The 25,268-nt window shown below is 68.8% G+C and carries 27 protein-coding genes; 3 read left to right on the top strand and 24 right to left on the bottom strand.

Annotated features, from left to right (window positions below):
* Positions 1 to 6: 6 nt before the first annotated feature.
* Positions 7 to 1,242, bottom strand: a complete 1,236-nt coding sequence (locus AC07XP_RS15090) for a CaiB/BaiF CoA transferase family protein (RefSeq protein WP_493195233.1) — start codon at positions 1,240 to 1,242, stop codon at positions 7 to 9.
* A 100-nt stretch (positions 1,243 to 1,342) separates the two neighbouring features.
* Here AC07XP_RS15090 and AC07XP_RS15085 point away from each other — a divergent pair, with 100 nt between their 5' ends.
* From AC07XP_RS15085 to AC07XP_RS15075, 3 genes are read left to right on the top strand one after another with little or no spacing between them, the layout of a single operon-like run.
* Positions 1,343 to 2,338 carry a Bug family tripartite tricarboxylate transporter substrate binding protein gene (locus tag AC07XP_RS15085; protein ID WP_307637611.1) on the top strand — a complete coding sequence of 332 codons (996 nt, stop codon included), beginning with the start codon at positions 1,343 to 1,345 and terminating at the stop codon, positions 2,336 to 2,338.
* Positions 2,335 to 3,105, top strand: coding sequence for an enoyl-CoA hydratase/isomerase family protein (locus AC07XP_RS15080; protein ID WP_495265135.1), 771 nt, complete (start codon positions 2,335 to 2,337; stop codon positions 3,103 to 3,105). The genes AC07XP_RS15085 and AC07XP_RS15080 overlap by 4 nt, the downstream gene beginning before the upstream one ends.
* 45 nt (positions 3,106 to 3,150) lie before the next feature.
* Complete coding sequence (locus AC07XP_RS15075) at positions 3,151 to 4,317, top strand: acyl-CoA dehydrogenase family protein (RefSeq protein ID WP_095950305.1); 1,167 nt, start codon at positions 3,151 to 3,153, stop codon at positions 4,315 to 4,317.
* A gap of 27 nt (positions 4,318 to 4,344) precedes the next feature.
* Here AC07XP_RS15075 and kdpE read toward each other — a convergent pair whose 3' ends face one another.
* From kdpE to AC07XP_RS14960, 23 genes are all read right to left on the bottom strand, one after another.
* Positions 4,345 to 5,046: a two-component system response regulator KdpE gene (kdpE, locus tag AC07XP_RS15070; protein WP_119553599.1), complete on the bottom strand. Its 702-nt coding sequence runs from the start codon at positions 5,044 to 5,046 to the stop codon at positions 4,345 to 4,347.
* Between the two features lie 8 nt (positions 5,047 to 5,054).
* A complete protein-coding gene (locus tag AC07XP_RS15065; protein WP_495265134.1) occupies positions 5,055 to 7,799 on the bottom strand; it encodes a DUF4118 domain-containing protein in 2,745 nt (914 codons plus the stop codon).
* A 13-nt stretch (positions 7,800 to 7,812) separates the two neighbouring features.
* Positions 7,813 to 7,947 carry a hypothetical protein gene (locus AC07XP_RS15060; RefSeq protein ID WP_276307467.1) on the bottom strand — a complete coding sequence of 45 codons (135 nt, stop codon included), beginning with the start codon at positions 7,945 to 7,947 and terminating at the stop codon, positions 7,813 to 7,815.
* Positions 7,937 to 8,293, bottom strand: coding sequence for a hypothetical protein (locus AC07XP_RS15055; protein ID WP_062473825.1), 357 nt, complete (start codon positions 8,291 to 8,293; stop codon positions 7,937 to 7,939). Before AC07XP_RS15055 ends, AC07XP_RS15060 begins: the two co-directional genes overlap by 11 nt.
* A gap of 14 nt (positions 8,294 to 8,307) precedes the next feature.
* Complete coding sequence (gene kdpC / locus AC07XP_RS15050; protein ID WP_495265133.1) at positions 8,308 to 8,901, bottom strand: potassium-transporting ATPase subunit KdpC; 594 nt, start codon at positions 8,899 to 8,901, stop codon at positions 8,308 to 8,310.
* A gap of 13 nt (positions 8,902 to 8,914) precedes the next feature.
* Positions 8,915 to 11,023, bottom strand: a complete 2,109-nt coding sequence (gene kdpB / locus AC07XP_RS15045; RefSeq protein ID WP_495265132.1) for a potassium-transporting ATPase subunit KdpB — start codon at positions 11,021 to 11,023, stop codon at positions 8,915 to 8,917.
* 13 nt (positions 11,024 to 11,036) lie between these two features.
* A complete protein-coding gene (kdpA, locus tag AC07XP_RS15040; protein WP_495265131.1) occupies positions 11,037 to 12,836 on the bottom strand; it encodes a potassium-transporting ATPase subunit KdpA in 1,800 nt (599 codons plus the stop codon).
* Position 12,837: 1 nt separating this feature from the next.
* On the bottom strand, positions 12,838 to 12,936 hold the full coding sequence (gene kdpF, locus AC07XP_RS15035) for a K(+)-transporting ATPase subunit F (RefSeq protein WP_056576794.1): 99 nt from the start codon (positions 12,934 to 12,936) through the stop codon (positions 12,838 to 12,840).
* Entirely contained in the window at positions 12,933 to 13,073 is a 141-nt protein-coding gene (locus AC07XP_RS15030) for a hypothetical protein (protein WP_169805043.1), read from the bottom strand. The genes kdpF and AC07XP_RS15030 overlap by 4 nt, the downstream gene beginning before the upstream one ends.
* Positions 13,074 to 13,287: 214 nt before the next feature.
* Positions 13,288 to 13,938, bottom strand: a complete 651-nt coding sequence (locus tag AC07XP_RS15025; protein WP_495265130.1) for a hypothetical protein — start codon at positions 13,936 to 13,938, stop codon at positions 13,288 to 13,290.
* A gap of 191 nt (positions 13,939 to 14,129) precedes the next feature.
* Entirely contained in the window at positions 14,130 to 14,477 is a 348-nt protein-coding gene (locus AC07XP_RS15020) for a hypothetical protein (protein WP_495265129.1), read from the bottom strand.
* An 8-nt stretch (positions 14,478 to 14,485) separates the two neighbouring features.
* Positions 14,486 to 15,481, bottom strand: coding sequence for a DUF3829 domain-containing protein (locus tag AC07XP_RS15015; RefSeq protein ID WP_495265128.1), 996 nt, complete (start codon positions 15,479 to 15,481; stop codon positions 14,486 to 14,488).
* A 184-nt stretch (positions 15,482 to 15,665) separates the two neighbouring features.
* Positions 15,666 to 16,781 carry a YeeE/YedE family protein gene (locus tag AC07XP_RS15010; RefSeq protein ID WP_495265127.1) on the bottom strand — a complete coding sequence of 372 codons (1,116 nt, stop codon included), beginning with the start codon at positions 16,779 to 16,781 and terminating at the stop codon, positions 15,666 to 15,668.
* A gap of 42 nt (positions 16,782 to 16,823) precedes the next feature.
* Positions 16,824 to 18,548 (bottom strand): thiosulfohydrolase SoxB, encoded by a 1,725-nt coding sequence (soxB, locus tag AC07XP_RS15005; RefSeq protein ID WP_495265126.1) that lies wholly within the window; start codon positions 18,546 to 18,548, stop codon positions 16,824 to 16,826.
* A 19-nt stretch (positions 18,549 to 18,567) separates the two neighbouring features.
* A complete protein-coding gene (soxX, locus tag AC07XP_RS15000; protein ID WP_495265125.1) occupies positions 18,568 to 19,221 on the bottom strand; it encodes a sulfur oxidation c-type cytochrome SoxX in 654 nt (217 codons plus the stop codon).
* Between the two features lie 13 nt (positions 19,222 to 19,234).
* On the bottom strand, positions 19,235 to 20,038 hold the full coding sequence (gene soxA / locus AC07XP_RS14995; protein ID WP_062473848.1) for a sulfur oxidation c-type cytochrome SoxA: 804 nt from the start codon (positions 20,036 to 20,038) through the stop codon (positions 19,235 to 19,237).
* Between the two features lie 67 nt (positions 20,039 to 20,105).
* Positions 20,106 to 20,417, bottom strand: a complete 312-nt coding sequence (gene soxZ / locus AC07XP_RS14990; RefSeq protein WP_172438442.1) for a thiosulfate oxidation carrier complex protein SoxZ — start codon at positions 20,415 to 20,417, stop codon at positions 20,106 to 20,108.
* 45 nt (positions 20,418 to 20,462) lie between these two features.
* Complete coding sequence (soxY, locus tag AC07XP_RS14985; RefSeq protein WP_495265124.1) at positions 20,463 to 20,921, bottom strand: thiosulfate oxidation carrier protein SoxY; 459 nt, start codon at positions 20,919 to 20,921, stop codon at positions 20,463 to 20,465.
* A 19-nt stretch (positions 20,922 to 20,940) separates the two neighbouring features.
* Complete coding sequence (locus tag AC07XP_RS14980) at positions 20,941 to 21,990, bottom strand: c-type cytochrome (protein ID WP_495265123.1); 1,050 nt, start codon at positions 21,988 to 21,990, stop codon at positions 20,941 to 20,943.
* The gene (gene soxC / locus AC07XP_RS14975) at positions 21,974 to 23,338 is read right to left on the bottom strand and encodes a sulfite dehydrogenase (protein ID WP_062473851.1); all 1,365 of its coding nucleotides are present in this window, start codon (positions 23,336 to 23,338) and stop codon (positions 21,974 to 21,976) included. Before soxC ends, AC07XP_RS14980 begins: the two co-directional genes overlap by 17 nt.
* Before the next feature lie 19 nt (positions 23,339 to 23,357).
* Positions 23,358 to 23,675 carry a c-type cytochrome gene (locus tag AC07XP_RS14970; protein WP_101491419.1) on the bottom strand — a complete coding sequence of 106 codons (318 nt, stop codon included), beginning with the start codon at positions 23,673 to 23,675 and terminating at the stop codon, positions 23,358 to 23,360.
* Between the two features lie 144 nt (positions 23,676 to 23,819).
* Positions 23,820 to 24,290 carry a thioredoxin fold domain-containing protein gene (locus tag AC07XP_RS14965; RefSeq protein WP_495265122.1) on the bottom strand — a complete coding sequence of 157 codons (471 nt, stop codon included), beginning with the start codon at positions 24,288 to 24,290 and terminating at the stop codon, positions 23,820 to 23,822.
* Positions 24,287 to 25,246: an MBL fold metallo-hydrolase gene (locus AC07XP_RS14960; RefSeq protein ID WP_070063009.1), complete on the bottom strand. Its 960-nt coding sequence runs from the start codon at positions 25,244 to 25,246 to the stop codon at positions 24,287 to 24,289. Before AC07XP_RS14960 ends, AC07XP_RS14965 begins: the two co-directional genes overlap by 4 nt.
* Between the last annotated feature and the right edge of the window lie 22 nt (positions 25,247 to 25,268).

Here is a 25,268-nt window from a genome sequence, read left to right as displayed (position 1 = left end):
CGAAGTCTAACGACGCGATGCGGCATCCTTCACCACGCCGGCGCTGAGCAACCGGTCGATCCGGTCGCCGGCATAGCCAAGCTCCCCGAGGATCTCGTTCGAGTGCTGCCCGAGCAGCGGCGCACCGCTGCGGATCTGCGCCGGCGTGGCGCCGAACAGCGTGGCCGGCCGCGTGGTCTGCAGGGCGCCTTCCGAGGGATGGTCCATCGGCTGGAACATGCCGACTGCTTTCAGGTGCGGGTGCTCGGGCAGGTCGTCGATGCGCCAGATCTGCGTGGCGGGAATGTCGAGCTCTTCGCAGATCGCGACCCACTCGGCGGTGCTGCGCGTCGGTGTCAGGCTGTGGAGCTCGCGATAGAGCTCGCGAACGCTCGCGTTGAGCTTGTGCCGGTCCGACAGGTCGTAGGCACCCGCCAGGTCTTCCCGTCCCACGCGGCGGAACAGCGCGAGCCACTGCTGCGGGCTGTACGGCAGCATGGCGATGTAGCCGTCCGACGTCGGTGCCGGCTTGCGCCCGCCGCTCACCACGCGCCCATAGCCCGCGGGTGCGGTCGGCGGATCGAAGGCGAGCCCGCCCATGTGCTCCACCATGGTGAACTCGACCATCGTCTCGAGCATGGGCACTTCGACGTACTGGCCGTTTCCGGTGCGCTCGCGATGGAACAGTGCCGCGAGCACCGCATTGACGACCACGATGCCGGTGGTCTTGTCGGCCATCAGCGTGGGCACGTAGTCGGCCGTTCCCGTGGACTGCCACATCAGCCCCGCGACACCGCTGGCGGCCTGAATGATGTCGTCGAACGCCGGCTTGGCATGGTCCGGGCCGTCCTGGCCGAAGCCGGTGGCCGCGCAGTAGACGATGTCGGGACGTACCGCACGCAGCGCGTCGTAGCCCAGGCCCAGGCGTTCAATGGCCGGAACGCGCATGTTGTGCACGAAGACATCGGCGTCCGCCGCGAGTTCGAGCAGGATCTGCCGGCCTTCGGCGCTCTTGAGGTCGACCGCCAGGGAGCGCTTGTTGCGATTGATGGCCAGGAAGATCGAACTCATGCCGGCGTGGCGCGACACCCCGTTGGCGCGCATCAGATCGCCTTCGATCGGCTCGACCTTGATGACATCGGCGCCATAGTCGCCCAGGATCTGCGTGGCAACGGGTCCGAGCACGACCGAGGTCAGGTCGAGCACGCGAACGCCCTTGAGCGGTCCGCTCGCCGCTGGTGTCGTGGGGGGCCGTTTTTCCATGAAGGTTCTCTGCTGATGTGGTGAAGGTCATCTTATCAACTTGCTTGTCGATCAACAAGTAACTTCATAGAATCCGACCTCCACCACAGGAGACACGTTCATGAACCCTTTGTCGAAGATGCTGCGCGCCGCGGCGTTCACGGCCGCGCTGGCATCCGCCGCGGCACCGTTCGCGCAGGCCCAGCCACAACAGGCCGCCGCGACCTATCCGTCCAAGCCGATCCATTTCGTCGTGCCTTTTCCGCCCGGCTCCGGCACCGACGTCGGCGCACGCTTCTTCGCGCGAAAGCTGGGCGAGCTGGCAGGACAGCCGGTGATTGTCGAGAACCGCGCGGGCGCCAACGGCTTCATCGCCGTGAAGGCCGTGACCTCCGCGCCTGCCGACGGCTACACCCTGCTGATGGGCAGCAACTCGACGCTGGCCACCAACGTGGCGCTGTTCAAGCAACTGCCGTACGACCCGGTGAAGGACCTGGCCCCGGTCTCGACGCTCATGCGCTCTCCCATCGTGCTCATCGTGCCGGCCAACTCGCCCTACAAGACACTCAAGGACCTGATCGATGCGGCGCGCGCCAAGCCCGGGCAGCGCACCTATGCATCGGGGTCGGCCGCCTACCAGCTCATGGGTGAACTGTTCGCCGACAAGGCCGGCATCCAGCTGCTCAACGTGCCCTACAAGGGCGCGCCCGATGCAGTCAACGCCACCCTCTCCGGGCAGACCGATCTGGGCTTTTCCGACATCACCGCCACCATGGAGTTGCTGCGCGGCGGCAAGATCCGCGCACTCGCCATTGCGGCCGACCAGCGCCTTGCCGGCCTGCCCGATGTGCCCACCGCGCAGGAACAGGGCATCGGCGGCTTCAGCGCCGACACGTGGACGGGCGTCGCCGTGGCGGCCAACACGCCGAAGCCGGTGGTCGACAAGCTGTCGGACATGTTCGTGAAGATCCTCGCCATGCCCGAGACGCGAGAGTTCTACGCCAGGCAGAACGTGATCACCATGAAAGGCGGCCAGGACGAGCTGCGCGACTTCCAGCGCGAACAGATCGCCGTCTGGAAGCGCATCGCGGCGGCCGCAAGGATCGAACTCCAATGATCGATTCGCCCTCCATTTCCCACAGCCGCGACGCCCATGTCGTCACGCTGACCCTGCGGCGCGGCCCTCACAACTTTGTCGATGCCGCCACGATGCGCGACCTGGCCGATCGCCTGGCCGCGCTCGACGACGATGCGGACTGCCGCGCCATCGTGCTCGCGGCCGAAGGCAAGTCGTTCTGTGCCGGCGCCGACTTCTCGGGCGTTCCCTCGGGCGGCCAGGCCGTCGACCCCGCCGACTTCTACACCCATGCCATGCGGCTCTTCGAGGCTCGAAAGCCGTTGGTCGCGGCAGTGCAAGGCGCGGCGGTGGGCGCGGGCGTCGGGCTTGCGCTGGTGGCCGACTTTCGCGTGGCCTGCGCCGAGGCGCGGTTCAGCGTCAACTTCAACCGGCTCGGCTTTCACCCCGGCTTCGGTCTGAGCCACACATTGCCTCGCCTGATCGGCATGCAGCGGGCCTCGATGCTGTTCTACACGGGCCGCCGCATCGACGGCACCGAAGCGCTGGCCATCGGCCTGGTCGACGAGCTGGTGACGGCCGACGAGGTGCTGGCGCGCGCCCATGCGCTCGCCCAGGAGATCGCCGGGTCGGCGCCGCTCGCGGTCCAGAGCACGCGCGCCACCTTGCGCGCCGGCTGCGCGCAGGACGTGCGCGCGGTCAACCAACGGGAGCTGGCCGAGCAACAGGTGCAATTCCTGAGCGAAGACTTCCGTGAAGGCATCAAGGCCATGGCCGAACGCCGCACGCCGCACTTCACCGGTCGCTGAGCGACCACTCGATCAGCTTTGCACAGACAACGACGGAGTACCTGAATGAATTTCGAACTCGACCCCGAACACCAGACGCTCAAGGAGCTTGTCGCCAGCTTCGTGCGCGAAGACCTGCTGCCGCTGGAACCGGCCCTGCTGAAACGGGAGGCTGCCGGTGAACCCTGGGAGCTCTCGGCCGACGAGCACGCGCGGCTGGACACCGTGTCGAAGGCCCGTGGCCTGTGGGGCCTCGATGCGCCCGCCGAAATGGAGGGCCTCGACCTGCCGGTGGTGGCGATGGTCGGGGTGAACGAGGAATTCGGCAAGACCATCACGCCCTACGAGCTGCCTCCCGACTCGCCCAACCTGCGGATGCTGCTGACCGCCGCCAACGACGCGCAGCGCGCCGCCTACCTGGCCCCTTACGCACGCGGAGAGACGGTTTCGGCCATCGCCATTTCGGAGCCCGGCGCGGGCGCCGACCCTTCGGCGATGTCGACGCGCGCCGTGCGCGACGGCGACGACTGGGTCCTCAACGGCCGCAAGATCTGGATCAGCCGCGCCGCACGCGCGGACTGGACCATCGTCATGGCCGTCACGGACAAGACCAAGGTGGGGCGCCCAGCCATCTCGGCGTTCATCGTCGACCGCAACACCCCGGGCTTTCGCGTCGAGCGTCGCATCCCCATGATCGGCGGCGTCTCGACCTACGAGGTGCTGCTCGAAGACTGTCGCGTACCGCATGCACGCCTGCTCGGCCAGGAAGGCCAGGGGTTCGCGCCGATGCAGGCACGCCTGTCGAGCCGGCGCCTGCAGATGGCCGCATGGTGCGTCGGCCGCGCCCAACGCGCGCTCGACATGATGTGCGAGTACGCACCGCAGCGCAGCACCTTCGGCGCCTCGCTCGCCGAACGCCAGACGGTGCAATGGTGGATTGCCGACGCGGCCACGCGCATTCACGCCTGTCGACTCATGACCTACGAAGCAGCCGCGCGCATCGATCGTGGCGACGAGGCGCGCAGCCAGGTCTCCATGGTCAAGGTGTTCGCCACGGAGATGGCGGGGAAAGTGATCGACCACGCGATGCAGATGTTCGGCGCCATGGGCATGACCAAGGAAATGCCACTGCATCAGATGGCCAACGAAGCGCGCCTGATGCGGATCTACGAAGGTCCGAGCGAAGTGCACCGCTGGGTGGTTGCACGCGAGCTGCTCGGCCTGAAGCGCTGACGGGAGGCCGGCACTCACCGGCCATGCCTAGACGACCAGCCGGTACCCCACCGCCGTCTCCGTCAACAGATGCTTCGGCTGCGCCGGATCGGCCTCCAGCTTCTGTCGCAGATGCCCCATGTAGATGCGCAGGTAGTGGCTCTGGTCCGTGTGTGACGGGCCCCACACCTCACGCAGCAGCTGCCGCTGCGTCAGCACGCGGCCGGCGTTGGCCACCAGCACCGACAGCAGGCGGTACTCGGTCGGCGTGAGGTGCACCTCGGCGCCGGCGCGGCGCACGATGCGTGCGGCGCGGTCCAGTTCGATCTCGCCGAAGCGGAACACGGCCTCGGCGGCAGGCTCATCGCCGTTGCCGCTCGCGGCGCGTGGGCGGCGCAGGTTGGCGCGCACACGGGCGAGCAACTCACCCGTGCCGAAGGGCTTGGTGAGGTAGTCGTCGGCGCCGGCGTCGAGTGCGGCGATCTTGTCGGCTTCGTCGGTGCGGGCCGAGAGCACGATGATCGGCACCTGCGACCAGCCGCGCACATCGCGGATCAGCGACACGCCGTCGCCGTCGGGCAGGCCCAGATCAAGTACGAGCAGATCGGGTTGGCGCGTGCCGGCGGCGGCGAGGCCATCGCGCAGGGTGCCGGCCTCGTGCACCTGCCAGCCTTCGGCCTCGAGCGCGCCGCGCACGAAGCGGCGGATCTGCGGCTCGTCTTCGATCACGATGGCGGTGGGGGATGGCATGGCGGGTTTCAGAGCTGGGCTTCAGCGGGTTCGGGTGGCTCGCGGCGCGGCAAGGTGACGGTGAATTCTGCACCGCCGTCGCGCGCGTTCGCCGCGCTGATCTCGCCGCCGTGCGCGCTCACCACGGCGCGGCAGATGGCCAGGCCGAGGCCGACGCCGGGCGTGGCGGATTCGGCCTCGCCGCGCGTGAACTTGTCGAACAGGGTCTGCTCGCGGCCGTGCAGCGCTGCGGGCAGGCCGGGGCCATGGTCGCGCACCGTGAGCACCAGCGTGCCGGGCTCGGCGCGTGCGCCCACCTCGATGGGCGCGGCGCCGTACTTGGCGGCGTTCTCCAGCAGGTTGACGAGCACGCGCTCGATGAGCACGGCGTCGAACTCGACCAGCGGCAGTTCCGGGTCCCACGCGGTCTGCACGGTCATGCCGCGCAGCGCGGGGCGCGCGGCGCGGATGGCGGCGCCCACCACCTCTTCGACCGACTGCCAGTCGCGCCGCAGGTTGACCGCGCCGCCGGCCACGCCGCTTTCGAGGCGCGCCATGTCGAGCAGGTTGCTGACCAGCGCATGCAGCGCATGGGCCTGCGCGACGATGGCGCGCGCGGCCTCGCCGTGCTCTTCGGGCGGCAGGGTCTGCAGCGACTCGGCCAGCGCGATGAGCGCGGTGAGCGGCGTGCGCACGTCGTGCGAGATGGCGCCGAGCAGCGCGTTGCGCAGGCGCTCCGATTCCATCTCGACCACGGCGCGCTGCGCGACCTCGACGTAGTGCACGCGCTCCAGCGCGATGGCGATCTGGCGCGCCAACGTGTCCAGCTGCTGCGCCTGCTCGGGGATCAGCAGCCAGCGCGGGCGGGCCGGACACAGCGCGAGCACGCCGCGCACGCGCATGGGCGCGCGCAGCGGCACGTAGTGCCAGGGCTGGGCGGCGAGCGTGGCGGTGGCCATCCCGGCGGGCTGGCCGTGGCGGAAGGCCCAGTCGGCCACCTGCGCGTCGAAGCCGGGCGGCGGGTCGGCGGGGGGCACGAGCTGGTCGGCCGCGTCGGTGACCAGCACGCGCGCATGGCCGCCGAAATGGGCCTGCACGGCGGCGGTGCCGAGCGCGACGACCTGGGTGCTTTCGAGTGCGGCCGAGAGTTCGCGCGTGAGCTCGAACAGCGAACGCGCGCGGCGCTCGCGGCTGGTCGACACGCCGGCCGCGAAGCGCAGCCCGGCCGTGAGCTGGCCCACCAGCAGGCCGACGCCGAGCATCACAGCGAAGGTCAGCAGGTACTGCACGTCGCTGACCGCGAAGGACAGGCGCGGCGCGACAAAGAAGTAGTCGAAGGCCGCCACGTTGAGCATGGCCGCGAGCGCCGAAGGCCCACGCCCGAAACGCATCGCCACACCCACCACGCCGAGCAGGAACAGCATGACGATGTTGGACAGCTCCAGCACGCCCGTGAGCGGCGTGCACAGCAGCGTGAGCGCGATGCTGGTGGCCGCGGCCCAGGCATAGCCGGGCCAGCGCGACTGCGCGCGCTCATCGTCGTCGTCGGCCTGCGTGGCAACCAGCGTCGCCTGCGACAGGCGGCGCGCGCTGTCGGCGCGGCCCACTTCGAGGATGTCGAGCGCTGGCGCCCGCTGCGCCAGCGCGCGCGCCAGCGGCACGGCCGACGCGCCCCACCAACGCCGCCAGCCGCGCACGGGCTCCGCGCGCCCGATGACCAGCGTCGCGCAGTTCAGGCGCCGCGCCTGCTCGGACAGTTGCTCCGCCACATCGGCGCCGGTGAGCACGGCCGTGGCCGCGCCCAGTTCCTCGGCCAGCTTGAGCACGGCGAGGATGCGGTCGCGCTGTGCGGCATCGAGGCGCTGCAGCCGCGGCGTCTCGACGTACGCCGCATGCCAGCGCACGTTGAGCTGGCCCGCGAGCCGCGCGGCGGTGCGCACGGTCTGCGCCGCGCCCTCGTGCGGGCCGACGCAGGCGAGGATCGCGCCCGAGGTGTTCCAGGCCTGCAGCGCGGCGCCGCCCTGCCCGTTGCCGCCGGGGCCCGACTGCTCGACGCGCCAGCCGCGCACGTCGTCCTCGACGTGCTCGGCGGTGCGGCGCAGGGCGATCTCGCGCAGCGCGATCAGGTTGCCCTTGCGGAAGAAATTCTGCGCGGCGCGCTCCGCCTGCTGCGGCAGGTAGACCTTGCCGGCCGCGAGCCGCGCCGTGAGTTCGTCGGGTGTGACGTCGACCAGCACCACCTCGTCGGCCTCGTCGAGCACGGTGTCGGGCACGGTCTCGTGCACGCGCACGCCGGTGATGGCGCCGACGGTGCCGTTGAGGCTTTCCAGGTGCTGCACGTTGAGCGCCGACCACACCTCGATGCCCGCGGCCAGCAGCTCCTGCACGTCCTGCCAGCGCTTGGCGTGGCGCGAGCCGGGCGCGTTGGTGTGGGCGAGTTCGTCGACCAGCAGCACGGCGGGCTTGCGTGCCAGGGCGGCGTCGAGGTCGAACTCGGCGAGCGTGCGGCCGCGGTAGGGCAGCTCGCGCAGCGGCAGCGTGTCGAGCCCCGCGAGCAGCGCGGCGGTCTCGCTGCGGCCGTGGGTTTCGACCACGCCGATGAGCACGTCGCGCCCGGCCTCGCGCTCGCGCCGGGCGGCGCTGAGCATGGCCCAGGTCTTGCCCACGCCGGCGCTGGCACCGAAATAGATGCGCAGCTTGCCGCGCAGCGCGCGCGCCTCGTCGCTGCGCAGTTGCGCGAGCAGGGCGTCGGGGTCGGGGCGGGTCTCGGGCATGAGGGGGTGCAGATTAGCGCATCGGCGGCCCGTTCTTGCGCCGCCGTTCATGCCGGCGCGCGGTGCGCGACAGCACCCACCAGGCGAAGCCCAGCGGCACGAACAGCGCCGCCATGGCCAGCAGCGCGTGCAACAGGTCAGTGACCATGGCGCAGGCCGCAGCGCGCGAGGTGATCGCGCCAGCTCATGAGCCGGCCGATCTCGCCCGAAGGCACGCATTCGATGAGGCGGTGCAGCACTTCGGCATAGCGCGCGGTCGGAAAACGGATCATCAGGCGCACGCAGGGCGCATCGCTTTCCTGCGAGCTGCAGGCATGCAGCAGCGGCTCGCAGCGCACCACGCCGGCCTCGGCGCACGCAGCGATGCTGCGGCGCACGCGCAGCGCGTCGGCGCAGCAGACGGTGACGTCGAGCACATGGAACTGCGTCGTGCGCGGCGCGATCGGACTTCGCACGACGGCGACAGGATGTTCACGGTAGGCGGCATAAGCCATGGTTGTCTTTCTCCTCAACGCACCGTCGAAGAAGCATCGAGCGCCAGGTTCAGCGCCAGCACGTTGACGCGCGATTCGCCCAGCAAGCCCCACAGCGGCGACTGGGTGTTCTTCGCGATCAACACGTTCACCTGATCGATCGGCACGCCGCGTTCGCGCGCCACGCGGGCGGCCTGGTAGTGGGCGGCGGCGGGGCTGATGTCGGGGTCGAGCCCGCTGGCCGACGCCGTGACGAGGTCCACCGGCACCGGCGCGGTGTTGCCCGGGTCGGCCGCGCGCAGCGCCTCGACGCGCGCCTTCACCGCATCGGCCAGCGCGGGGTTCAGCGGGCCTTGGTTGGAGCCGCCCGAGGCGGACGCGTTGTAGGGCTGCGGCGCGGTGGCCGACGGGCGGCCCCAGAAGTGCTTCGGGTCGCTGAAGTTCTGGCCGATGAGCGCGGAGCCCACGGGCTTGCCGTCGCGCATCACCAGGCTGCCCGCCGCCTGCGCGGGGAACAGCGCCTGCGCGGCGCCGGTGACGGCCGCCGGGTAGAGCAGGCCGGTGAATGCGCTCAGCAGCGCGAAGAGCACGAGCGCGGGGCGAACGATGCTGCCGTTGTTGTTTTTCATGATGAAGAACTCCTCAGACCAGATGGACTGCAACCAGCAGCCAGTCGATCAACTTGATGCCGATGAAGGGAACGAGCAAACCGCCCAGGCCGTAGATGGCGAGGTTGCGGCGCAGCAGCGCAGCGGCGCCCACGGGCCGGTAGCGCACGCCCTTGAGCGCCAGCGGAATCAGGAACACGATGACGAGCGCGTTGAAGATCACCGCCGACAAAATGGCCGACGACGGGCTGGCCAGGCGCATCACGTTGAGCGCACCGAGCTGCGGGTAGGTCGACACGAAGATCGCCGGAATGATCGCGAAGTACTTCGCCACGTCGTTCGCGATCGAGAAGGTGGTGAGCGAGCCGCGCGTCATGAGCAGCGCCTTGCCGGTTTCCACCACCTCGAGCAGCTTGGTCGGGTTGGAGTCGAGGTCGACCATGTTGCCGGCCTCCTTCGCGGCCTGCGTGCCGCTGCCCATGGCCACGGCCACGTCGGCCTGCGCGAGCGCGGGGGCGTCGTTGGTGCCGTCGCCGGTCATCGCGACCAGGCGGCCTTCGGCCTGGTACTTGCGGATGAGTGCGAGCTTGTCCTCGGGCGTGGCCTCGGCCAGGAAGTCGTCCACGCCGGCCTCGGCCGCAATGGCGGCGGCCGTGAGCTTGTTGTCGCCGGTGATCATCACGGTCTTGATGCCCATGCGGCGCAGCTCGGCAAAGCGGTCGCGGATGCCGGTCTTGACGATGTCCTTGAGCTCGACCACGCCGAGCACGCGGTTGCCTTCGGCCACGGCCAGCGGCGTGCTGCCGCGGCGTGCCGTTTCTTCGGCGGCGCGCAGCATCTCGGCCGGCACGCTGCCGCCCAGCGATTCGACATGGCGGCGCACCGCGTCGACCGCGCCCTTGCGCAGCACGATGGCGTCGACGTCCAGGCTGTTCGGCGCGGCCGGCAGGTCGACGCCGCTCATGCGGGTCTGCGCGGTGAAGGGCACGAAGCGCGCGCCTTCGACCGATGCCGCTTCGAGGCCGTCGCGGCGCGCCAGCTCGACGATGCTGCGGCCTTCGGGCGTCTCGTCGGCCAGCGAGGCGAGCATGGCGGCGCGCGCGAGGCGGCCCTTGGGCACGCCGGGCGCGGGCAGGAAGGCGCTGGCCTGGCGGTTGCCGTGCGTGATGGTGCCGGTCTTGTCCAGCAGCAGCACGTCGACGTCGCCGGCGGCTTCGACCGCGCGGCCCGAGGTGGCGATCACGTTGGCCTGCATCATGCGGCTCATGCCGGCCACGCCCACGGCCGAGAGCAGGCCGCCGATGGTGGTCGGGATCAGGCACACGAGCAGCGCGACCAGCGCGGTGAGCGACACCACGGTGCCCGCGCCCGCGGCCTCGACGCTGAACACCGAGAACGGCAGCAGCGTGACGGTGACCATGAGGAACACGATGGTGAGCGCCACCAGCAGGATGGTCAGCGCGATCTCGTTCGGCGTCTTGTGGCGCTTGGCCGCCTCGACCATGCCGATCATGCGGTCCAGGAACGACTCGCCGGGGTTCACCGAGATGCGCACCACCAGCCAGTCGGACAGCACGCGCGTGCCGCCGGTGACGGCCGAGAAGTCGCCGCCCGATTCGCGCACCACGGGCGCCGATTCGCCGGTGATGGCGCTTTCGTCGACCGAGGCCACGCCTTCGATCACTTCGCCGTCGAGCGGGATCACGTCGCCGGCTTCGACCAGCACGACATCGCCCTTGCGCAGGTTGGGCGCCTGCTCGGGCAGCCACGCCGCGCCATGGTGCGGCTGTTGCTGGTCCTTCAGCTTCTTGGCCCAGGTGTCCTTGCGCAGGCCGCGCAGCGACGCCGCCTGCGCCTTGCTGCGGCCTTCGGCCAGCGCCTCGGCGAAGTTGGCGAACAGCACGGTGAACCACAGCCACACGGTCACGGCCAGCACGAAGGCGGGCTGCATGCCGGTGTCGCCCGGGAAGCTCAGCGCATGCACCCAGAGCAGCGTCGTGAGGATGCTCCCGATGTAGACGATGAACATCACCGGGTTGCGCCACTGGGTGCGCGGGTTCAGCTTGGCGAAGGCGCCCCACAGCGCGGGCTTGACCAGCGCCGCGTCGAACAGCGAGAGGGAAGTTTTGGTTTTGGCAGTCATGGTGCGCTCCTTCTTATTTCCAGAGCACGAGGTGTTCGACGATCGGGCCGAGGGCCAGTGCCGGCACGTAGTTGAGCAGGCCGACCAGCAGCACGGTGCCGATCAACAGGAAGACGAACAGCGGGCCGTGCGTGGGCAGCGTGCCGCTGGTGACGGGCAGGCGCTTCTTGGCGGCCAGCGCGCCGGCAATGGCGAGCACCGGCACGATCATCGCGAAGCGCCCGAGCCACATCGCCAGGCCGAGCAGGCCGTTGTAGAACGGTGTGTTGGCCGACAGGCCCGCGAAGGCACTGCCGTTGTTGTTGGCGGCCGAGGTCAGCGCATACAGCACTTCCGAGAAGCCGTGCGCGCCGGGGTTGGCAATGCCGACCTTGCCCGCGCCGGCACTCACCGCCAGCGCCGTGCCCGCCAGCACCAACACGGGCGTGACCAGGATGGCGATGGAGATCAGCTTCATCTCGCGCACCTCGATCTTCTTGCCGAGGTACTCGGGCGTGCGACCGATCATCAGGCCCGCGATGAACACCGCGAGCATGGCGAACACCAGCATGCCGTACAGGCCGCTGCCGACGCCGCCGAAGACGACCTCGCCCAACTGCATCAGCACCATGGGGACCATGCCGCCGATGGGCGTGAGCGAGTCGTGCATGGCGTTCACCGCGCCGCACGAGGCGGCGGTGGTCACGGCGGCAAAGAGGGCCGAGGCGTCGATGCCGAAGCGCACTTCCTTGCCTTCCATGTTGCCGCCGCTTTGCAGCGCGCTGGCCACCTGGTCCACGCCCAGCGGACCCAGCAGCGGGTTGCCGGCCTGCTCGGCGGGCGTGACGGCCAACACGGCCACCACGAACAGCACCGTCATCGCCGCGAGCACGGCCCAGCCCTGGCGCAGGTCGCCGACCACGCGGCCGAAGGCGAAGCACAGCGCCGCCGGGATCAGGAAGATCGCCAGCATCTCCAGCAGGTTGCTGAACGCGGTCGGGTTCTCGTAGGGGTGCGCCGAGTTGGCGTTGAAGAAGCCACCGCCGTTGGTGCCGAGCATCTTGATCGCCTCTTGCGAAGCGACCGGGCCCATGGCGAGCGTCTGCGTTTGGGTGGTGGCGTCTTCCATCACGGGGGCGCCCTTGTCGTCCTTCAGCGGCTGGCCGTCGGGACCGTTCTTGGGCTGCTGGAAGGCCGTGGCCTCGAGCGTCTGCACGCTCTTGTAGGCGTCGAAGTTCTGGATCACGCCCTGCCCCGCGAGGCACAGCGCGAGCACGAACGAGATCGGCAGCAGCACCCACAGCGTGACGCGCGTCACGTCGGCCCAGAAGTTGCCGACCAGGCCCTTGCCGTCGCCGCGGCGCGCAAAGCCGCGCACCAGCGCGAAGGCGACCGCGATGCCGGTGGCGGCGGACAGGAAGTTCTGCACCGCCAGGCCGAGCATCTGCGTGAGGTAGCTCATGGTCGACTCGCCGGCGTAGCCCTGCCAGTTGGTGTTGGCGACGAAGCTCACCGCCGTGTTGAAGGCCGAGTCGGGCGACACCGCGCCCATGCCGGCCGGATTGAACGGCAACCCGCCCTGCAGGCGTTGCAGGGCATAGAGAAAGATCGCGCCGATGGCGTTGAACGCCAGCAGCGCCAGTGCGTAGCGCAGCCAGTGCATCGACTGTTCGGGCTGCGTGCCCGCGAGCCGGTACAGCGGCGCTTCGACGCGCTGCATCCAACGCGGCACGCGCTCGGCGCACAGCGCGGCCAGCAGCTTGCCCAGCGGCCAGGACAGCACGAGCAGCGCGCCGAGAAAAAGGGCCAGCAAGACCCAGGCCGAGGTTTCCATGTCAGAACTCCTCGGCGCAGATCAGCGCGAACACCAGGTACGCAAACAGGACCACGGCGACCAGCGCGCCGAAGCCGTACAGGACTTCGAGGCCGATCACGATGCATCCCCCGGCGTGCGTGTTGTCTCAACGCCCGCGTGCGGCTTTTGCGGTCCTTCGAGTCGGTTCAGCCCGACGACCATGGCCGCCACCACGACCCACAGCGCCAGCAAGGCGCCCATCCAGACGATGTCCATTCATCACTCCTGCAAACAAGATGAAAGGAGTCTCGGCAGGCGTGCGTAAAACCGGGGGAAAGAGTGAGTGGGGGGGCGTAAAGAAAGCGTAAAAACGCCGGCAACGCAGAGGGTGAGGCCCGCCTGATGCGTCGCGTCGAATGCCTCGGCGAGTTCCAGCAAGGGAGCCGGGGCCATTCAAACAGCCGAGGCTGTTGCCGATGGCGCGGCCCTGTCAGTCCACCTGCCGGGGATACCCGATCTCGGCGATGTCATTTCCGAGCGACGCCATGTCGAGGTCGGGATTGAATCGCCGGACGAGCGCATCGCTGAGCGGTTGGTGCCGATAGATCGCCTCGACATCGCCCAGGTCGAGGTCGCGTTCGTAGTAGTCAGCCGCGAATTCGACGTACTGCTCGGGCCGGCCGGCGAGGATGCCAAGCAGCTCGGCGGAGCCATCCGGATCCTCACCCGGCGGAAGCTCGACCGGTCCGCAAGCCCAGCGTTCTTCATTGCTCAGGCGCCAGAGACAGAAGGTGCTGTCGCTGGTTGTGAACGCCGGCTCTTCCAGCAGGTTGGCGCGGAACTCCGCCGGCAGCCGTTCGAAGATTCCGGGCCATGGCGTCCCCGGCCGAAATGCCGGAGCCTCGTGCGCAAGCCCGTGGAGCGCGGCGCCGGCCTGGCAGAAGATGGCAAACCAATGATCGCCCGAACCATTGCGCATCGATGCCATCGCCGCCTCATCCGACCACGCGGCGTTGAACGCGTAGTACCGGTACTCCCACTCCGGCGAGAGCATGGCATCGAGCATTGCAAGAGACTGGGTCAGTCGCTTCGACGTCGGAATGTCTGGAAGCGCCTTCAGGTTTCTCGTCGAGAGGGTCATGCGGGGGCGAAGTTGGTTGGGGGATGAACGCGCATGCTATCTGCCGATCGGGTCGAGCGCATGCCTGGTGCCCGGACGCTACAGCGCACAGGTTCAGTTCCGCTACACCCCGGACGGAGGCCCTGTCTATGACATCTACTACCCGGTGGTCATGGACGTGATGCCCCGATGATTCCGGGCGAGCGACAGGCTCAGTGCGCCATCCACCGCCCGTCGTCACGCCGGCTGACGAAGTAACCGGCACTGGCGGCGCGCGGGTCGTCGATTGATTTCTCGTTGACGATGTCCATCTCGGCGCGCGCGATCAGCCAGGTGCCGCCCTGCTTGCCGTTGGACCATTGGAAGCGGTGGAAGCGCGCGTCGGAGCCGATGTAGAAGGTGTGCTGCAGCGGCGACGCGCCGTAGTTGCGGAACGCGGTGACGGGAATCTGCTGCGTCTCGCGGGCACTGCCGCATCCCGCCAACCCCGTCGCAACGAGAAGCGCCGCGACCGCAAGGGCCGCGACGCCGCCGCGCGAAAGAACCCGCGCGGTGCCCATGGCCCGGGTCAGCGGCCGAAGCCGCGGTTGTACGAACCCACGGCGGAGTTGTAGTAGCTCACGATGTTCTTGTACGTCGACGGGAACTTGCTGTCCTTGAACGTGCGCCATTGGCCGATCATGTTCAGCAGGCTGCCGTGCAGCGACTCGTAGTTGTAGTTGGGCGCCTTGCCTGCTTCCCCCTTGGCCTTGGCTGCGGCCTTGGCTTCTTCCAGCGCCTTGGAGAGTTCTTCCAGCGAGGCCTGCAATTCGCTGGCCGCCGCATCGACCTTGGCGACGGCGTCCTTGTTCTTCAGGCCGTCGATCTGGTCGAGGCCGTTGACGAACTTCTTGGCCACCGCCATCGACGCCAGCGTGTGGTAGTTGAGCATGTCGCCCTCGGCCTTGAGCTTGGCCATGCGTTCGGTGCGCGACGCCTCCTGCACGCGGTCCAGCTCGCTGCCCAGCTTGTCGATGCTGGCCAGCAGGCCCTTGAAGCCGGCGTTCATGTCGGCGTCGGCCGCGCGGCCCTTGACCCACTTGTCTTCGAGAAAGCTCTTGGACCGGTAGTACGGGTCCATCGGCGTCCAGACGGCGACGAGCTTCTCGCCCGTGGCCACCACGCCGTCGACGGCCGCGTCGAGCGCCGCGTCGCCCGAGCCGTCGGCGCGGGCCTTCTTCAGGTCGTCCACGATGGACTGCACATCGGAAGGGCTGCCATAGAACGAGTTCCCGCTCGGCGACTTGCCGTTCACGTTCATCTGCACGTAGCTCTTGTACTTGGCACCCACGCTGCGGTTGTCGTCGATGAGCCGGTTGTAGCCCTGGCTGTAGGTGGTGCGGGCCGCGGCCTGCACGCGGGCCGGGTCCTTGGCGGGCTGGGTCTTGCCCGATGCGGACGGCGATGGCGAGGCTGCCGCCGGCGTCGGCTTGTTGTCTTCCTTGCAGGCCGCGAGCACGGCACAGAAGCAAAGGCTCAAGGCAAACAGGCGCGTGCGCGCCGATCGGTTGTTGTGCGCAGTCATGGCGCTCTCCCTCGGTTGTGGTTGTTCGGTGCCGCGCCCGTCGATGAAGGCCATCGTTCGCAGCGGCATCAGGTGCGGAAAATGATAGCCAGCACCACCGCGTCCGATCGTCGCGAACGCGCGAAAAACGCCCCGCGCGCCGAACTAAATTGTGAGGATTCGCTTCAACGCACAGCGCTGGAAATCAGAGCGTGCGTTCGAGCTGCCAAGCTTGGTACTTCAGGCTTACCACCGCACCGATGACGATGCCCGCGATGGCCGGCAGGCTCGCGATGCTCAGCGTCGACAACGCACTCAGGCCCTGCCCGATGGTGCAGCCCATGGCCGTGACGCCGCCGATGCCCATGAGCACCGCACCCGTCGCGTGGTGCGCGAGGTCGCCGGTGCCGGCGAAGCCTTCCCAGCGGAATTCGCGCGACCACAGCGCATGCAGCGCGGCACCGGCCACCACGCCGGCCACCGACACGATGCCCAGCGTGAGGCGCTTGTTGGCATCGCTGTAGAACATGAGCCAGTCGAGCGCGTAGGCCACCGGCGTGACGAAGCTCAACGCTTCGGCGCGGCCGGAGTTGGTGGCGAGGAACACGTGCTCGAGCGTGAGCGGATGCTCCTCGACCACCGCCCAGTGGCCGCTGAGCCACCACGCGCCGACGACCAGCGCGCCGATCAGCATGCCGCCGACAAGGCTGCGCACGTCGCGCGTCTCGCGGCCCCATGCGGCCCACACGAGCAGCGCGCCGCCGAGCACGAGGCCGAGCGCGAGGCGAAGCGAAGACGTCTTCCACTGGAGAGATGCAGCCAGAACATCGGGCAGCGAGGCATTCATCGCCAGGTCGATGTGCACCGCATCGACGGTCGCAACGCGCAGCACCGCGGTGATGCCCTTCAGCGTGGCGAAGGCCGACACGCCCATGAGCACCAGCACCACCAGCGCCTTGAGGTTGCCGCCGCCCAGGCGCACCAGCGTCTTGTTGCCGCAGCCCGAGGACAGCACCATGCCCACGCCGAACAGCAGCCCGCCGACCAGCGCGGCGAACCAGAGGATCTGGTGCGAGGCGTAGAGCGTGCGGTCGGCATCGACGAGCCCCGCGGACACGAGCGCCGAGAAGCCGATGAGCGCCACGCCGCCGGCCGCGGCCCACTGCTTCACGCGGGTCCAGTCGCCGAGCGCCACCACGTCGCTGATCGCGCCCATGGTGCAAAAGCGCGTGGCGCGCGCGACGGCGCCGAACACCGCCGACAGCACGAAGGCCGCCACGAGCGCGAGCGTGGTGAGAAGGGAAAGCTGCGCGATGGACATGCCCCGATTCTAGGGAGCGCCCCCGCGCGTGCGGGGCCCCATTCAGCCCAGTCCGGGGTTCGGCGCGATGTTCTTCAGCACGGGTTCGTCGAGCCGGCGCGTGGTCACGACCTTGCGCGACTTCAGCCACGGCTCGATGACCTCCCACACCGGCTTGTTGCCGGCAGTGCGCGCCTCTTCGCTCACGGGCGCCCAGCCCGCGACCTTGTAGCTGCGGCTGGCGTCGATGGGCTTGCCGCCCAGGCGCATGTCCTGGATGCGCTGGCCCATGGCGGCGGTCGGGTCGCAGGTGTATTGCAGCCCGCCCACGCGCACCATGTCGCCGCCCTGCTGGTAGTAGGGGTCGGGGTTGAAGAGGTTGTCGCAGACGTCTTCGAGCACGGTCTTGAGCGTCTCGCCGGTCATCTGCGTCACCGTCGCGTACGAGTACGTGGTGGCCGTCATGTCCATCAGCCACTCGCGCGTGATCGCCTGGCCGGGCAGCAGCGAGGTGCCCCAGCGGAAGCCGGGCGAGAAGGCGATGGGCGCGTCCTGCACCTCCATGAGCGCGTCGAGCAACAGCTGGTCGCCGGTGCCGTTGAAGTTGCCGCGCCGGTACAGCGCGCCGTCGGTGTGGGCCAGGGTTTCCGCCAGCTTGGCTTCGTAGGGCGCGCGCACGCGGGTGATGAGCGCATCCATCTCCTTGTCGGCCGGAATCAGGTCGGAGAACACGGGCAGCAGGCGGTAGCGGAAGTCGCTCACCTTCTTGCCCTTGACGTCGAAGTCGATCACGCCGAGGAACTTGCCGTTGGAGCCGCCGTTGACCACGATGGTCTTGCCGCCCGCGTTGCTCACGAGCATGGGCATGGGCGTGCCGTCGTGCGTGTGGCCGCCCAGGATGGCGTCGATGCCGGTGACGCGGCTGGCCATCTTGAGGTCGACGTCCATGCCGTTGTGCGACAGCACCACCACCACCTGCGCGCCCTTGGCGCGCGCCTCGTTCACCACGCGCTGCAGGTTGTCGTCCTGGATGCCGAAGGTCCAGTCGGCCACCATGTAGCGCGGGTTGGCGATGGGCGTGTACGGAAAGGCCTGGCCGACGATGGCGCAGGGCACGCCGTTGATCTCGCGCATCACGTAGGGCTTGAACACCGGGTCGCCGAAGTCGGCGGTCTTGACGTTCTGCGCGACGAACTCGACCTTGCCCGCAAAGTCCTTCTCGATGATCTGCTGCACCCGCGCCATGCCGTAGGTGAACTCCCAGTGCCCGGTCATCACGTCGACGCCGAGCAGCTTGCAGGCGTCGACCATGTCCTGCGCATCGGTCCACAGCGAGGTGGCCGAGCCCTGCCAGGTGTCGCCGCCGTCGAGCAGCAGCGCGCCGGGGCGGCTGGCCTTGAGCTGCTTGACCAGCGTGGCCAGGTGCGCGAAGCCGCCGACCTTGCCGTAGCGCTGCGCGGCCTTGTCGAAGTCGAGGTAGGTGAGCGCATGCGCCATGCGCGTGCCGGGCTTCACGCCGGCGGCTTTCAGCAGATGCTCGCCCACGAGGTGCGGCACCTTGCCGCGCATGTTCCCCACGCCGATGTTGACGCCCGGTTCGCGGAAGTACAGCGGCTTGAGCTGCGCGTGGCAGTCGGTCATGTGCAGCATCGACACGTTGCCGAAGGCCGGCACGGTGTACATGCCGTCGAGGCCGGCGGCCATGCTGCTGCCGTGGCGGCCCAGGCCCAGCCCGGCGACAGCGCCGGCACCGAGCATCTGGACGAACTCGCGCTTGGAAAGGTTCATGAAAAAGGAAGCCGGGCGTTCAGCGGTTGACGGGAGACTGGGGGTCGAGCAGCAAGCCCATCACGTCGCGGATCTGCTTCTCGTCGAGGATGCCGGAATGGCCGACGCGCGGCATGTTCGAGCAGGCGTTGTAGGCGCGCGCGTTCCACAGCTTGCCCCAGGTGTATTCGACGATGGGCTTGGACGCGGCGCTGGCCGGGTCGCTCACGCCGCGCAGCTTGCCGTAGTGGTACAGGCTCGGGCCGAGCGTGCCGAAGGAGATTTCTTCCTTCGACATCTGGTGGCAGTTGTAGCAATTGCCGCCGTTGGCGGCATTCGCGGCGTCGGTCCAGGTGAGGCCGCGGCCGTTCTGCGCGATCTTCTCGCCCTCGCGCCAGTCGCCGACGAACTTGCCGTCGGACGGCCAGCGCACGGTCTTCATGTTGGCGGCCTCGATCTCCTTGGTGCGCTGCTCGTCCAGCGGCTTGCCGCTGGCCTCGGCCTCGCTGCACGCGAGGTTGGCGGGGTCTTGCACGAGGCGGTCGACCTTGGCGATGCCCTGGTCCCGGAAGGAACGCTGCAGCGCGTCGGCGGTGAGCTTGTCGAGCTCGGCGGCACTGTCGACGGACGCGCAACCGAACACGGTGAGCGCGCAGGCCACGGCGGCCAGGCCGAAGAAGTGATCTGATTTCATGGGCGTGGCTCCTTCAGCGCTTGATGGCGGGCGCGGTGGTCTTGCCGCCCTTGCCGTTGACGCCCATGTACACGGCCAGTGCCACGGTCACGTCGCTGGCGTAGCCCGGGTACGGAAAGCGCTGCTGGCGGAAGCAGTCGTTGAGCCGGCGCTGCATGCCCCACAGCTCGCCCGACGACACGCGGTACGCCGGCCAGGCGCCGAAGCCTTCACCGGCGCCGGGGTTCTTCGTGAGGTTGGGCAGGTCCTGCAGGCGGATGCGCTTGCCGTCGGCACCGTGGCAGGTGGCGCAGGCAAAGTCGTGCGGGCCGGCGCGCAGGAAGAACAGGCGCTTGCCCACTTCGTACGCACGGCGTTCGCTCGCATGCGACTGCGGCAGGTTCAGCGGCAGGCCTTTCGATTCGGCCGAGATCCACGCCACCAGCCCCTCGAGGTTCTTCTGCTCGCCCTGGCCGAACGGTGTCTTGGCGATGGCGGCGGCGTCGAAGCCCTGCAAGGTTTCCATGCAGGTGAGCAGGCGCGACTCCATGTCCTGCACGCGGCCGGTGTCGGGGAAGTAGCGCGGCAGTTCGGCGAACGCGCCCTTCACCACGCCCGGGCCCTTGCCGAGGTCGCACTTCTCCATCGACGCGGCCTTGGGACCGCGCTTCTGTTTCCAGAGGTCTTCGCCCTTGGCTTCGAACAGTTCGGCGGGGTTGCCGTCCTGCAGCAGCGCGCGGTACTCGGCGATGCCTTCGGCCGTGGTCTTCTGCGCCGCGGCGGGCAGTGCGATGCTGCCGGCCAGCACCAGCAGGCTCAGGCATGTGGTTGTCCTCATGGGGCCGCCTTTTTTTCTCGTGGGGAACACAACACGCGAGCGAGCGCACGCGTGGGCGAAGAAAGCGTCAGCTGACGGTGGCTTCGTCGGTGCGGGTGTCGCCGCGGTTGTCCTTCCAGGTCACGGCGATCTTGTCGCCGGCCTTCGCGCCCTTCAGCGTGAACTGCATGAAGGGGTTCTTCGACACCGCCGGGCCCCAGTCGGCCGTGAGCACGGTCTTGCCGTTGAGCGAGGCCGTGACCTCCTGGATGAACCAGGCGGGGATGGTCTTTCCGGCGGCGTCCTTGCGCTGGCCGGTTTCCATTTCGTGCGCCATGAGGATGCGCACGGTCGTCTTGTCGCCCGCGGCCTGGGCGCGGATGCGCATGGGATCTGCCATGGTGGTCTCCTTCTTCTCGTCGTGTTCTGTGTGTGAAGCCGTCACTCAGCCGCCGCAGCCGCCGAGCGTGACCTTGACTTCCTTCTTGGCGAAGAGCGCCTTGCCGTCGTTCATGACCGCGATCGCGTACACGTCGGACGACTGGCCCAGCTTGGCGCGCGTGGTGAAGTTCGACTCGACGAACTCCGAGGTGTTGAAGATCGCGACCACGGCGTTGGGGTTCTTCTCGACCAGCAGCATGAGCTGCTTCACGCCGGGCAAGACGGTGGCCACGCTGAGCGGCACCACGGCGCCGTTCTCGGCGATGTCGGGGCCGGTGATGGTGACGTCCTTGCTCTCGGTGGGCGCGCCGGTGACACCGACGGCCTTGAGCGCATCGGCCACGCTCTTGGCGTCGAAGGCGTCTTTGGAGTACGCGAGGGCGGTGGCGGGGAGCCAGCCGGCGGTGGCCGCCAGGCCTGCGAGGGCGGCGGACTGCGTGAGCATCTGTCTGCGGTTTTTCATGGGGTTGTCTCCTGTCGAATCATGGTCCGGCGCTGTCGGCGAGCCAGCGTGCGATGGCCTTGGCATCATCGTCGCCGAGGGTCTGCGGCGGCATCGGGATCGCCCCCCAGACACCGGTGCTGCCCGCCTTGATCTTCTGCAGCAGGTGGTCGGTCTGGCCGGGGTACTTCTTCGCGATGTCCGAGAAGGCGGGGCCGACGAGCTTTTGCGTCATGCCGTGGCAGGCGGTGCAGCTGTTCTTCTCGAGCAGCGCCACGGGCACTTTCGGTGCCGCGGCCGGCGCGCTGGTCTTCATGGCAGCAGCAGCCGGCGCCGCAGTGGCGATGCCGCGCTGCGCGCCCACCAGCCGATTCTGGTCGGCGAGGTTGCCGTGGCTGCCGCGCGCATGCGGCGGCAGTTGCGCGACGGACGACGCCGCCGGCACGCAGTCGCGCATGCAGGCCACGGCCGACACGTCGGGCTTGGCCGCGCGGCCGAACTCGCTGCCGGGCCACATCGCGTGCGCGGTGGTGCCGCCGTTGCGGTTGGGCATGCGGGCCTGCACCTCGCGGATGTTCTTGTCGGACAGCGTGAAGTCGTCGGGCACGATGCCGCCGAGGTTCAGCATGTAGGCGGTGACGGCGTACACGTCGTCGGGCGTCAGCGACTTGGGCTGGTTCCACGGCATGGCGCGGTACACGTAGTCCCACACGGTCGACAGGCTCGTGACCTTCATCAGCGTGGTGCGGCCCGGGAACGCCGGGTCTTTCAGGCGCGCGACGTGGCCGCTCTTGATGTCCTCGGCCGTGGTACCGCCGACGATCGGGCTGAACACCTGGTTCGACTCGCCGAACACGCCGTGGCACGAGGCGCACTTGCCTTCCCACAGGTCCTGCCCGCGCGTGACGGAGCCCGAGCCGGGCGGCAGGCCCTTGAAGTCGGGACGCACGTCGATGTCCCACGCGGCCACTTCCTTGGGCGTGGCGTCGCGGCCGATGCCCGCGTAGCCTGCCGCCTTGGGCTGTGCCCATGCGGCTGCGCTGCCAGCGAAGACCAGCAACAGCAGCGCACGCTTAGGAAAGCTGGACATTCGCCACCTCCCCATTCGCCTGCACCTGCCACGACTGGATGGCGTTGTTGTGATAGATCGAGCGCGTGCCGCGCACCGCGCGCAGCTGCTTGTAGCTGGGCTGCACGTAGCCGGTGTCGTCGATGGCGCGGCTCTGGATGATGGCGGGCGTGCCGTCCCACACCCAGTCGATGTTGAAGCGCGTGAGGCACTTCGAGAGCACGGGCGATTCGAGCCGCGCGGTGCGCCAGTTGCGCCCGCCGTCCACGCTCACGTCCACGCGCTTCACCTTGCCGCGCCCCGACCACGCGAGGCCGGTGATGTTGTAGAAGCCCTTGTCCAGCAGCATCTGCCCGCCCGAAGGCGTGGTCACGACGCTCTTGCATTCCTGGATGCTGGTGTACTGGCGGTGCTGGCCGTCGGGCATGAGGTCGACGTAGTGCACGGTCTCGTCCTTGGCGCCGTAGGGCTGGTCGCCGAGTTCGATGCGGCGCAGGTACTTGACCCAGCTCACGCCCTGCACGCCCGGCACCACGAGCCGCAGCGGGTAGCCCTGCTCGGGCCGCAGCATCTCGCCGTTCTGGCCGTAGGCCACGAGCACCTCGCCTGAGCGGATGAGGCTCATGGGAATGGTGCGTGTCATCGACGAACCGTCGGCGCCTTCGGCGAGCACGAAGCGCTCGCCCTTCAGGTCGGCGCCCGCCATCTCGAGCAGTGTGATCAGCGGCACGCCGGTGAACTCGCTGCACGACAGCATGCCGTGCGTGTACTGGGCCGTGGGCACGGCGACGTTGCCCCACTCCATGCCGGTGTTGGCGCCGCATTCGATGAAGTGAAAGCGCGACACCGAGGGCAGGCGCATCAGCTCGTCGAGCGTGAAGACCTTCGGCGTCTTCACCATGCCGTTGACCATCAGGCGGTGCTTCGAGGGATCGATGTCCCACCAGCCCTGGTGGTGCCGCTCGAAGTGCAGGCCGCTGGGCGTGACGATGCCGAACAGCGACTGCAGCGGCGCGAACGACACCGAGGCCTGCGCGGTCGGCGTGAGCCCCGGGCTCTGGCGGCGCTGCACGTTGGCTTCGTATTTGGAAGGCTTGCCGTAGCCGTCGGTGACCACCGGCTGGCCGAGGCCCGTGCTGTGCGCGGGCAGGTTCAATATGGCGGGATCGCCGTCGCCCACCGCGGTGCGCGTTTGTGCGAGCGCGGACGACGTGGCCGCCGTGCCTGCCACGGCCGCGGCGAAGGCGTTGCGGATGAAGTCGCGCCGCCCCTTGCCGGCTTCGGCGAAGACGGCGCGCACGCCCTGCGCATCGAGAAAGTTCTCGGGTGCCTTGCGCACCTGCCCGGTCTGCTGGATGCTGCCGCTCATCGCGTCGCGTCCGTGGGCCTTACTTGGCGCCGCCCAACACCCAGGCGGCCAGCGCCTTGGCATCGGCCTCGCTCATCGCGGGTTGCGCGGGCATGGGCACGGCGCCCCACTTGCCGGTACTGCCCTTCTGGATGCTCGCGGTGAGCACGGCGAGCGCATCGGCCTGGCCGGTGTACTTCTTCGCGACGTCGAGGTAGGCGGGGCCGACCAGCTTCTTGTCGACCGCGTGGCAGGCGAGGCAGGCGTTCTTCTGGGCCAGCTCCTTGTTGGCAAGGGCCGGTGTCGACAGCAGCAAGGCGGTGACAGCGACGGCGAGCGACGGCAGCAGCAACTTCAAATCGGTCTCCTCGAAACGCGCCCCGAAGCGGCCGGTTTCATCGTTAAATAAGTAAATCGTTATGTATTGATTTTAGGGACGATCGTGAACAAGGGAAGGGCTTTGCTCTTGGGGGAAACCCGTTCGGTTTCGCCATGCATAACGTCAGCTTCGGACGGCGGTGCGCGCTTGCTGCAGGCGTGCTTCGAGGTAGGCGCCGTAGAAGTCCGAGTCGCCGCCGGTCAGGCGCTCGGCGACCTCGCGGCCGTTGCGGCCGAAGAAGAGCACGGTCGGCGCGACGCTGACGTGCCACGCCTTGATGAGCGCGTCGTGCGTGCGCGTGGCGCCGTCGAAGTCGCGCACGGTGCGTTGATCACGAAAGTCGATCTGCACCAGGGGCAAGCCCGCAGCGAGTTCGGGCATGAGGTAGTGCTCGCGCGCGATCTTGCAGAAGGGGCAGCCCTGCAGGCTGGCCATGACGACCAGCGGTTGCGAGCGGGCCAGCGCCGCGGCGAGCGCACCCGCCAGCGAAGCAGGTGCGGGCAATTGCACATCGGCCGCATGCACGGCCATCGGCGCCACGCACCACGCGGCGAGGCCCGCGACGAGCTGCCGGCGCGTGCGGTCGCCGCTCATCGCGCCTCCTGCTCCAGCAGCAGGTAGGTGTTGTAGGCGTTCATGCGGTTGGCCACCTTGAACAGCGGCCAGGCCTCGAAGCGCGACCAGTCGGTGGCGGCGTAGGCCTCGTCGAAAGGCGTCATCTCGGTGGCGGCTTTTTGCATCGCGCCGCGCAGGAAGACGAGGTAGTCGCGCGTCTGCCGCAGGTCTTGCGCCGGGTCGTCCGACGCGGGGCCGTGGCCCGGCACGATGGTGCGTGCGTCGAGCGCGAGCAGCGCGTCGAGCGACGTGATCCAGTGCCGGCTGTCGGCCGAGCCCACGTAGGGCGTGCGGTTGCGGAACACGATGTCGCCGGTGAACAGCACCTTCTGCTGCGGCAAAAAGATGGCGAGGTCTTCGGGCGTGTGCGCGGGGCCGGCGGGCTGGATCACGAAGCGCGTGCCGCCGATGGTGAGCTCGGTGCGCCCGTCGATCCACACATCGGCCGGCACCAGCCGCGTGCGCTCGTCGATCCACGGCGCGAGCTCCTGGCGCGAGGCCTCGAGCCGCAGCCGCGCGGTGTCGGACGTGAGGTAGGTCTTGCCCCGCGCGTGCGCCACGATCTGCGCGCCCAGCGCCTTGAACACCTGCAGGCCGTAGATGTGGTCGGCGTGGTAGTGCGTGAGGATGACGTGGCTGATCGGCTTGGGCGTGAGCTTGCGGATCTCTTCCACCATGCGCTCGGCGACGGCGGGCGAACCGAGCGCGTCGATCATCACGACGCTGTCGCGCGTGACGACGAAGCCGGCGTTGGAGATGAAGTTCTGGTTCTCCTTCGAGCCCAGCGCGGGGATGCCCTGCACGTAGTAGATGTCGGGCGCCACCGGCAGCGGGCGGATCTCGGGGGCCGCGAACGCGGCACTGGCGCTCAGCCAGAGCGCAGCGCACATCAGCAGCGCCTTCGCGCGAACGGCGGTGGGCCGGCACGGGAACATCGTGGGTCGTCTCCTGCGGGCT

The organism is Variovorax sp. GW531-E2, from assembly GCF_059423125.1.
This window is presented reverse-complemented; position numbering and strand designations above follow the sequence as displayed.

Bases quoted from the DNA above. Each gene is read 5' to 3' on its own strand.
- AC07XP_RS15090 (WP_493195233.1), bottom strand. From the start codon at position 1,242: ATGGAAAAACGGCCCCCCACGACACCAGCGGCGAGCGGACCGCTCAAG.
- AC07XP_RS15085 (WP_307637611.1), top strand. From the start codon at position 1,343: ATGAACCCTTTGTCGAAGATGCTGCGCGCCGCGGCGTTCACGGCCGCG.
- AC07XP_RS15080 (WP_495265135.1), top strand. From the start codon at position 2,335: ATGATCGATTCGCCCTCCATTTCCCACAGCCGCGACGCCCATGTCGTC.
- AC07XP_RS15075 (WP_095950305.1), top strand. From the start codon at position 3,151: ATGAATTTCGAACTCGACCCCGAACACCAGACGCTCAAGGAGCTTGTC.
- kdpE (WP_119553599.1), bottom strand. From the start codon at position 5,046: ATGCCATCCCCCACCGCCATCGTGATCGAAGACGAGCCGCAGATCCGC.
- AC07XP_RS15065 (WP_495265134.1), bottom strand. From the start codon at position 7,799: ATGCCCGAGACCCGCCCCGACCCCGACGCCCTGCTCGCGCAACTGCGC.
- AC07XP_RS15060 (WP_276307467.1), bottom strand. From the start codon at position 7,947: ATGGTCACTGACCTGTTGCACGCGCTGCTGGCCATGGCGGCGCTGTTC.
- AC07XP_RS15055 (WP_062473825.1), bottom strand. From the start codon at position 8,293: ATGGCTTATGCCGCCTACCGTGAACATCCTGTCGCCGTCGTGCGAAGT.
- kdpC (WP_495265133.1), bottom strand. From the start codon at position 8,901: ATGAAAAACAACAACGGCAGCATCGTTCGCCCCGCGCTCGTGCTCTTC.
- kdpB (WP_495265132.1), bottom strand. From the start codon at position 11,023: ATGACTGCCAAAACCAAAACTTCCCTCTCGCTGTTCGACGCGGCGCTG.
- kdpA (WP_495265131.1), bottom strand. From the start codon at position 12,836: ATGGAAACCTCGGCCTGGGTCTTGCTGGCCCTTTTTCTCGGCGCGCTG.
- AC07XP_RS15030 (WP_169805043.1), bottom strand. From the start codon at position 13,073: ATGGACATCGTCTGGATGGGCGCCTTGCTGGCGCTGTGGGTCGTGGTG.
- AC07XP_RS15025 (WP_495265130.1), bottom strand. From the start codon at position 13,938: ATGACCCTCTCGACGAGAAACCTGAAGGCGCTTCCAGACATTCCGACG.
- AC07XP_RS15020 (WP_495265129.1), bottom strand. From the start codon at position 14,477: ATGGGCACCGCGCGGGTTCTTTCGCGCGGCGGCGTCGCGGCCCTTGCG.
- AC07XP_RS15015 (WP_495265128.1), bottom strand. From the start codon at position 15,481: ATGACTGCGCACAACAACCGATCGGCGCGCACGCGCCTGTTTGCCTTG.
- AC07XP_RS15010 (WP_495265127.1), bottom strand. From the start codon at position 16,781: ATGTCCATCGCGCAGCTTTCCCTTCTCACCACGCTCGCGCTCGTGGCG.
- soxB (WP_495265126.1), bottom strand. From the start codon at position 18,548: ATGAACCTTTCCAAGCGCGAGTTCGTCCAGATGCTCGGTGCCGGCGCT.
- soxX (WP_495265125.1), bottom strand. From the start codon at position 19,221: ATGAAATCAGATCACTTCTTCGGCCTGGCCGCCGTGGCCTGCGCGCTC.
- soxA (WP_062473848.1), bottom strand. From the start codon at position 20,038: ATGAGGACAACCACATGCCTGAGCCTGCTGGTGCTGGCCGGCAGCATC.
- soxZ (WP_172438442.1), bottom strand. From the start codon at position 20,417: ATGGCAGATCCCATGCGCATCCGCGCCCAGGCCGCGGGCGACAAGACG.
- soxY (WP_495265124.1), bottom strand. From the start codon at position 20,921: ATGAAAAACCGCAGACAGATGCTCACGCAGTCCGCCGCCCTCGCAGGC.
- AC07XP_RS14980 (WP_495265123.1), bottom strand. From the start codon at position 21,990: ATGTCCAGCTTTCCTAAGCGTGCGCTGCTGTTGCTGGTCTTCGCTGGC.
- soxC (WP_062473851.1), bottom strand. From the start codon at position 23,338: ATGAGCGGCAGCATCCAGCAGACCGGGCAGGTGCGCAAGGCACCCGAG.
- AC07XP_RS14965 (WP_495265122.1), bottom strand. From the start codon at position 24,290: ATGAGCGGCGACCGCACGCGCCGGCAGCTCGTCGCGGGCCTCGCCGCG.
- AC07XP_RS14960 (WP_070063009.1), bottom strand. From the start codon at position 25,246: ATGTTCCCGTGCCGGCCCACCGCCGTTCGCGCGAAGGCGCTGCTGATG.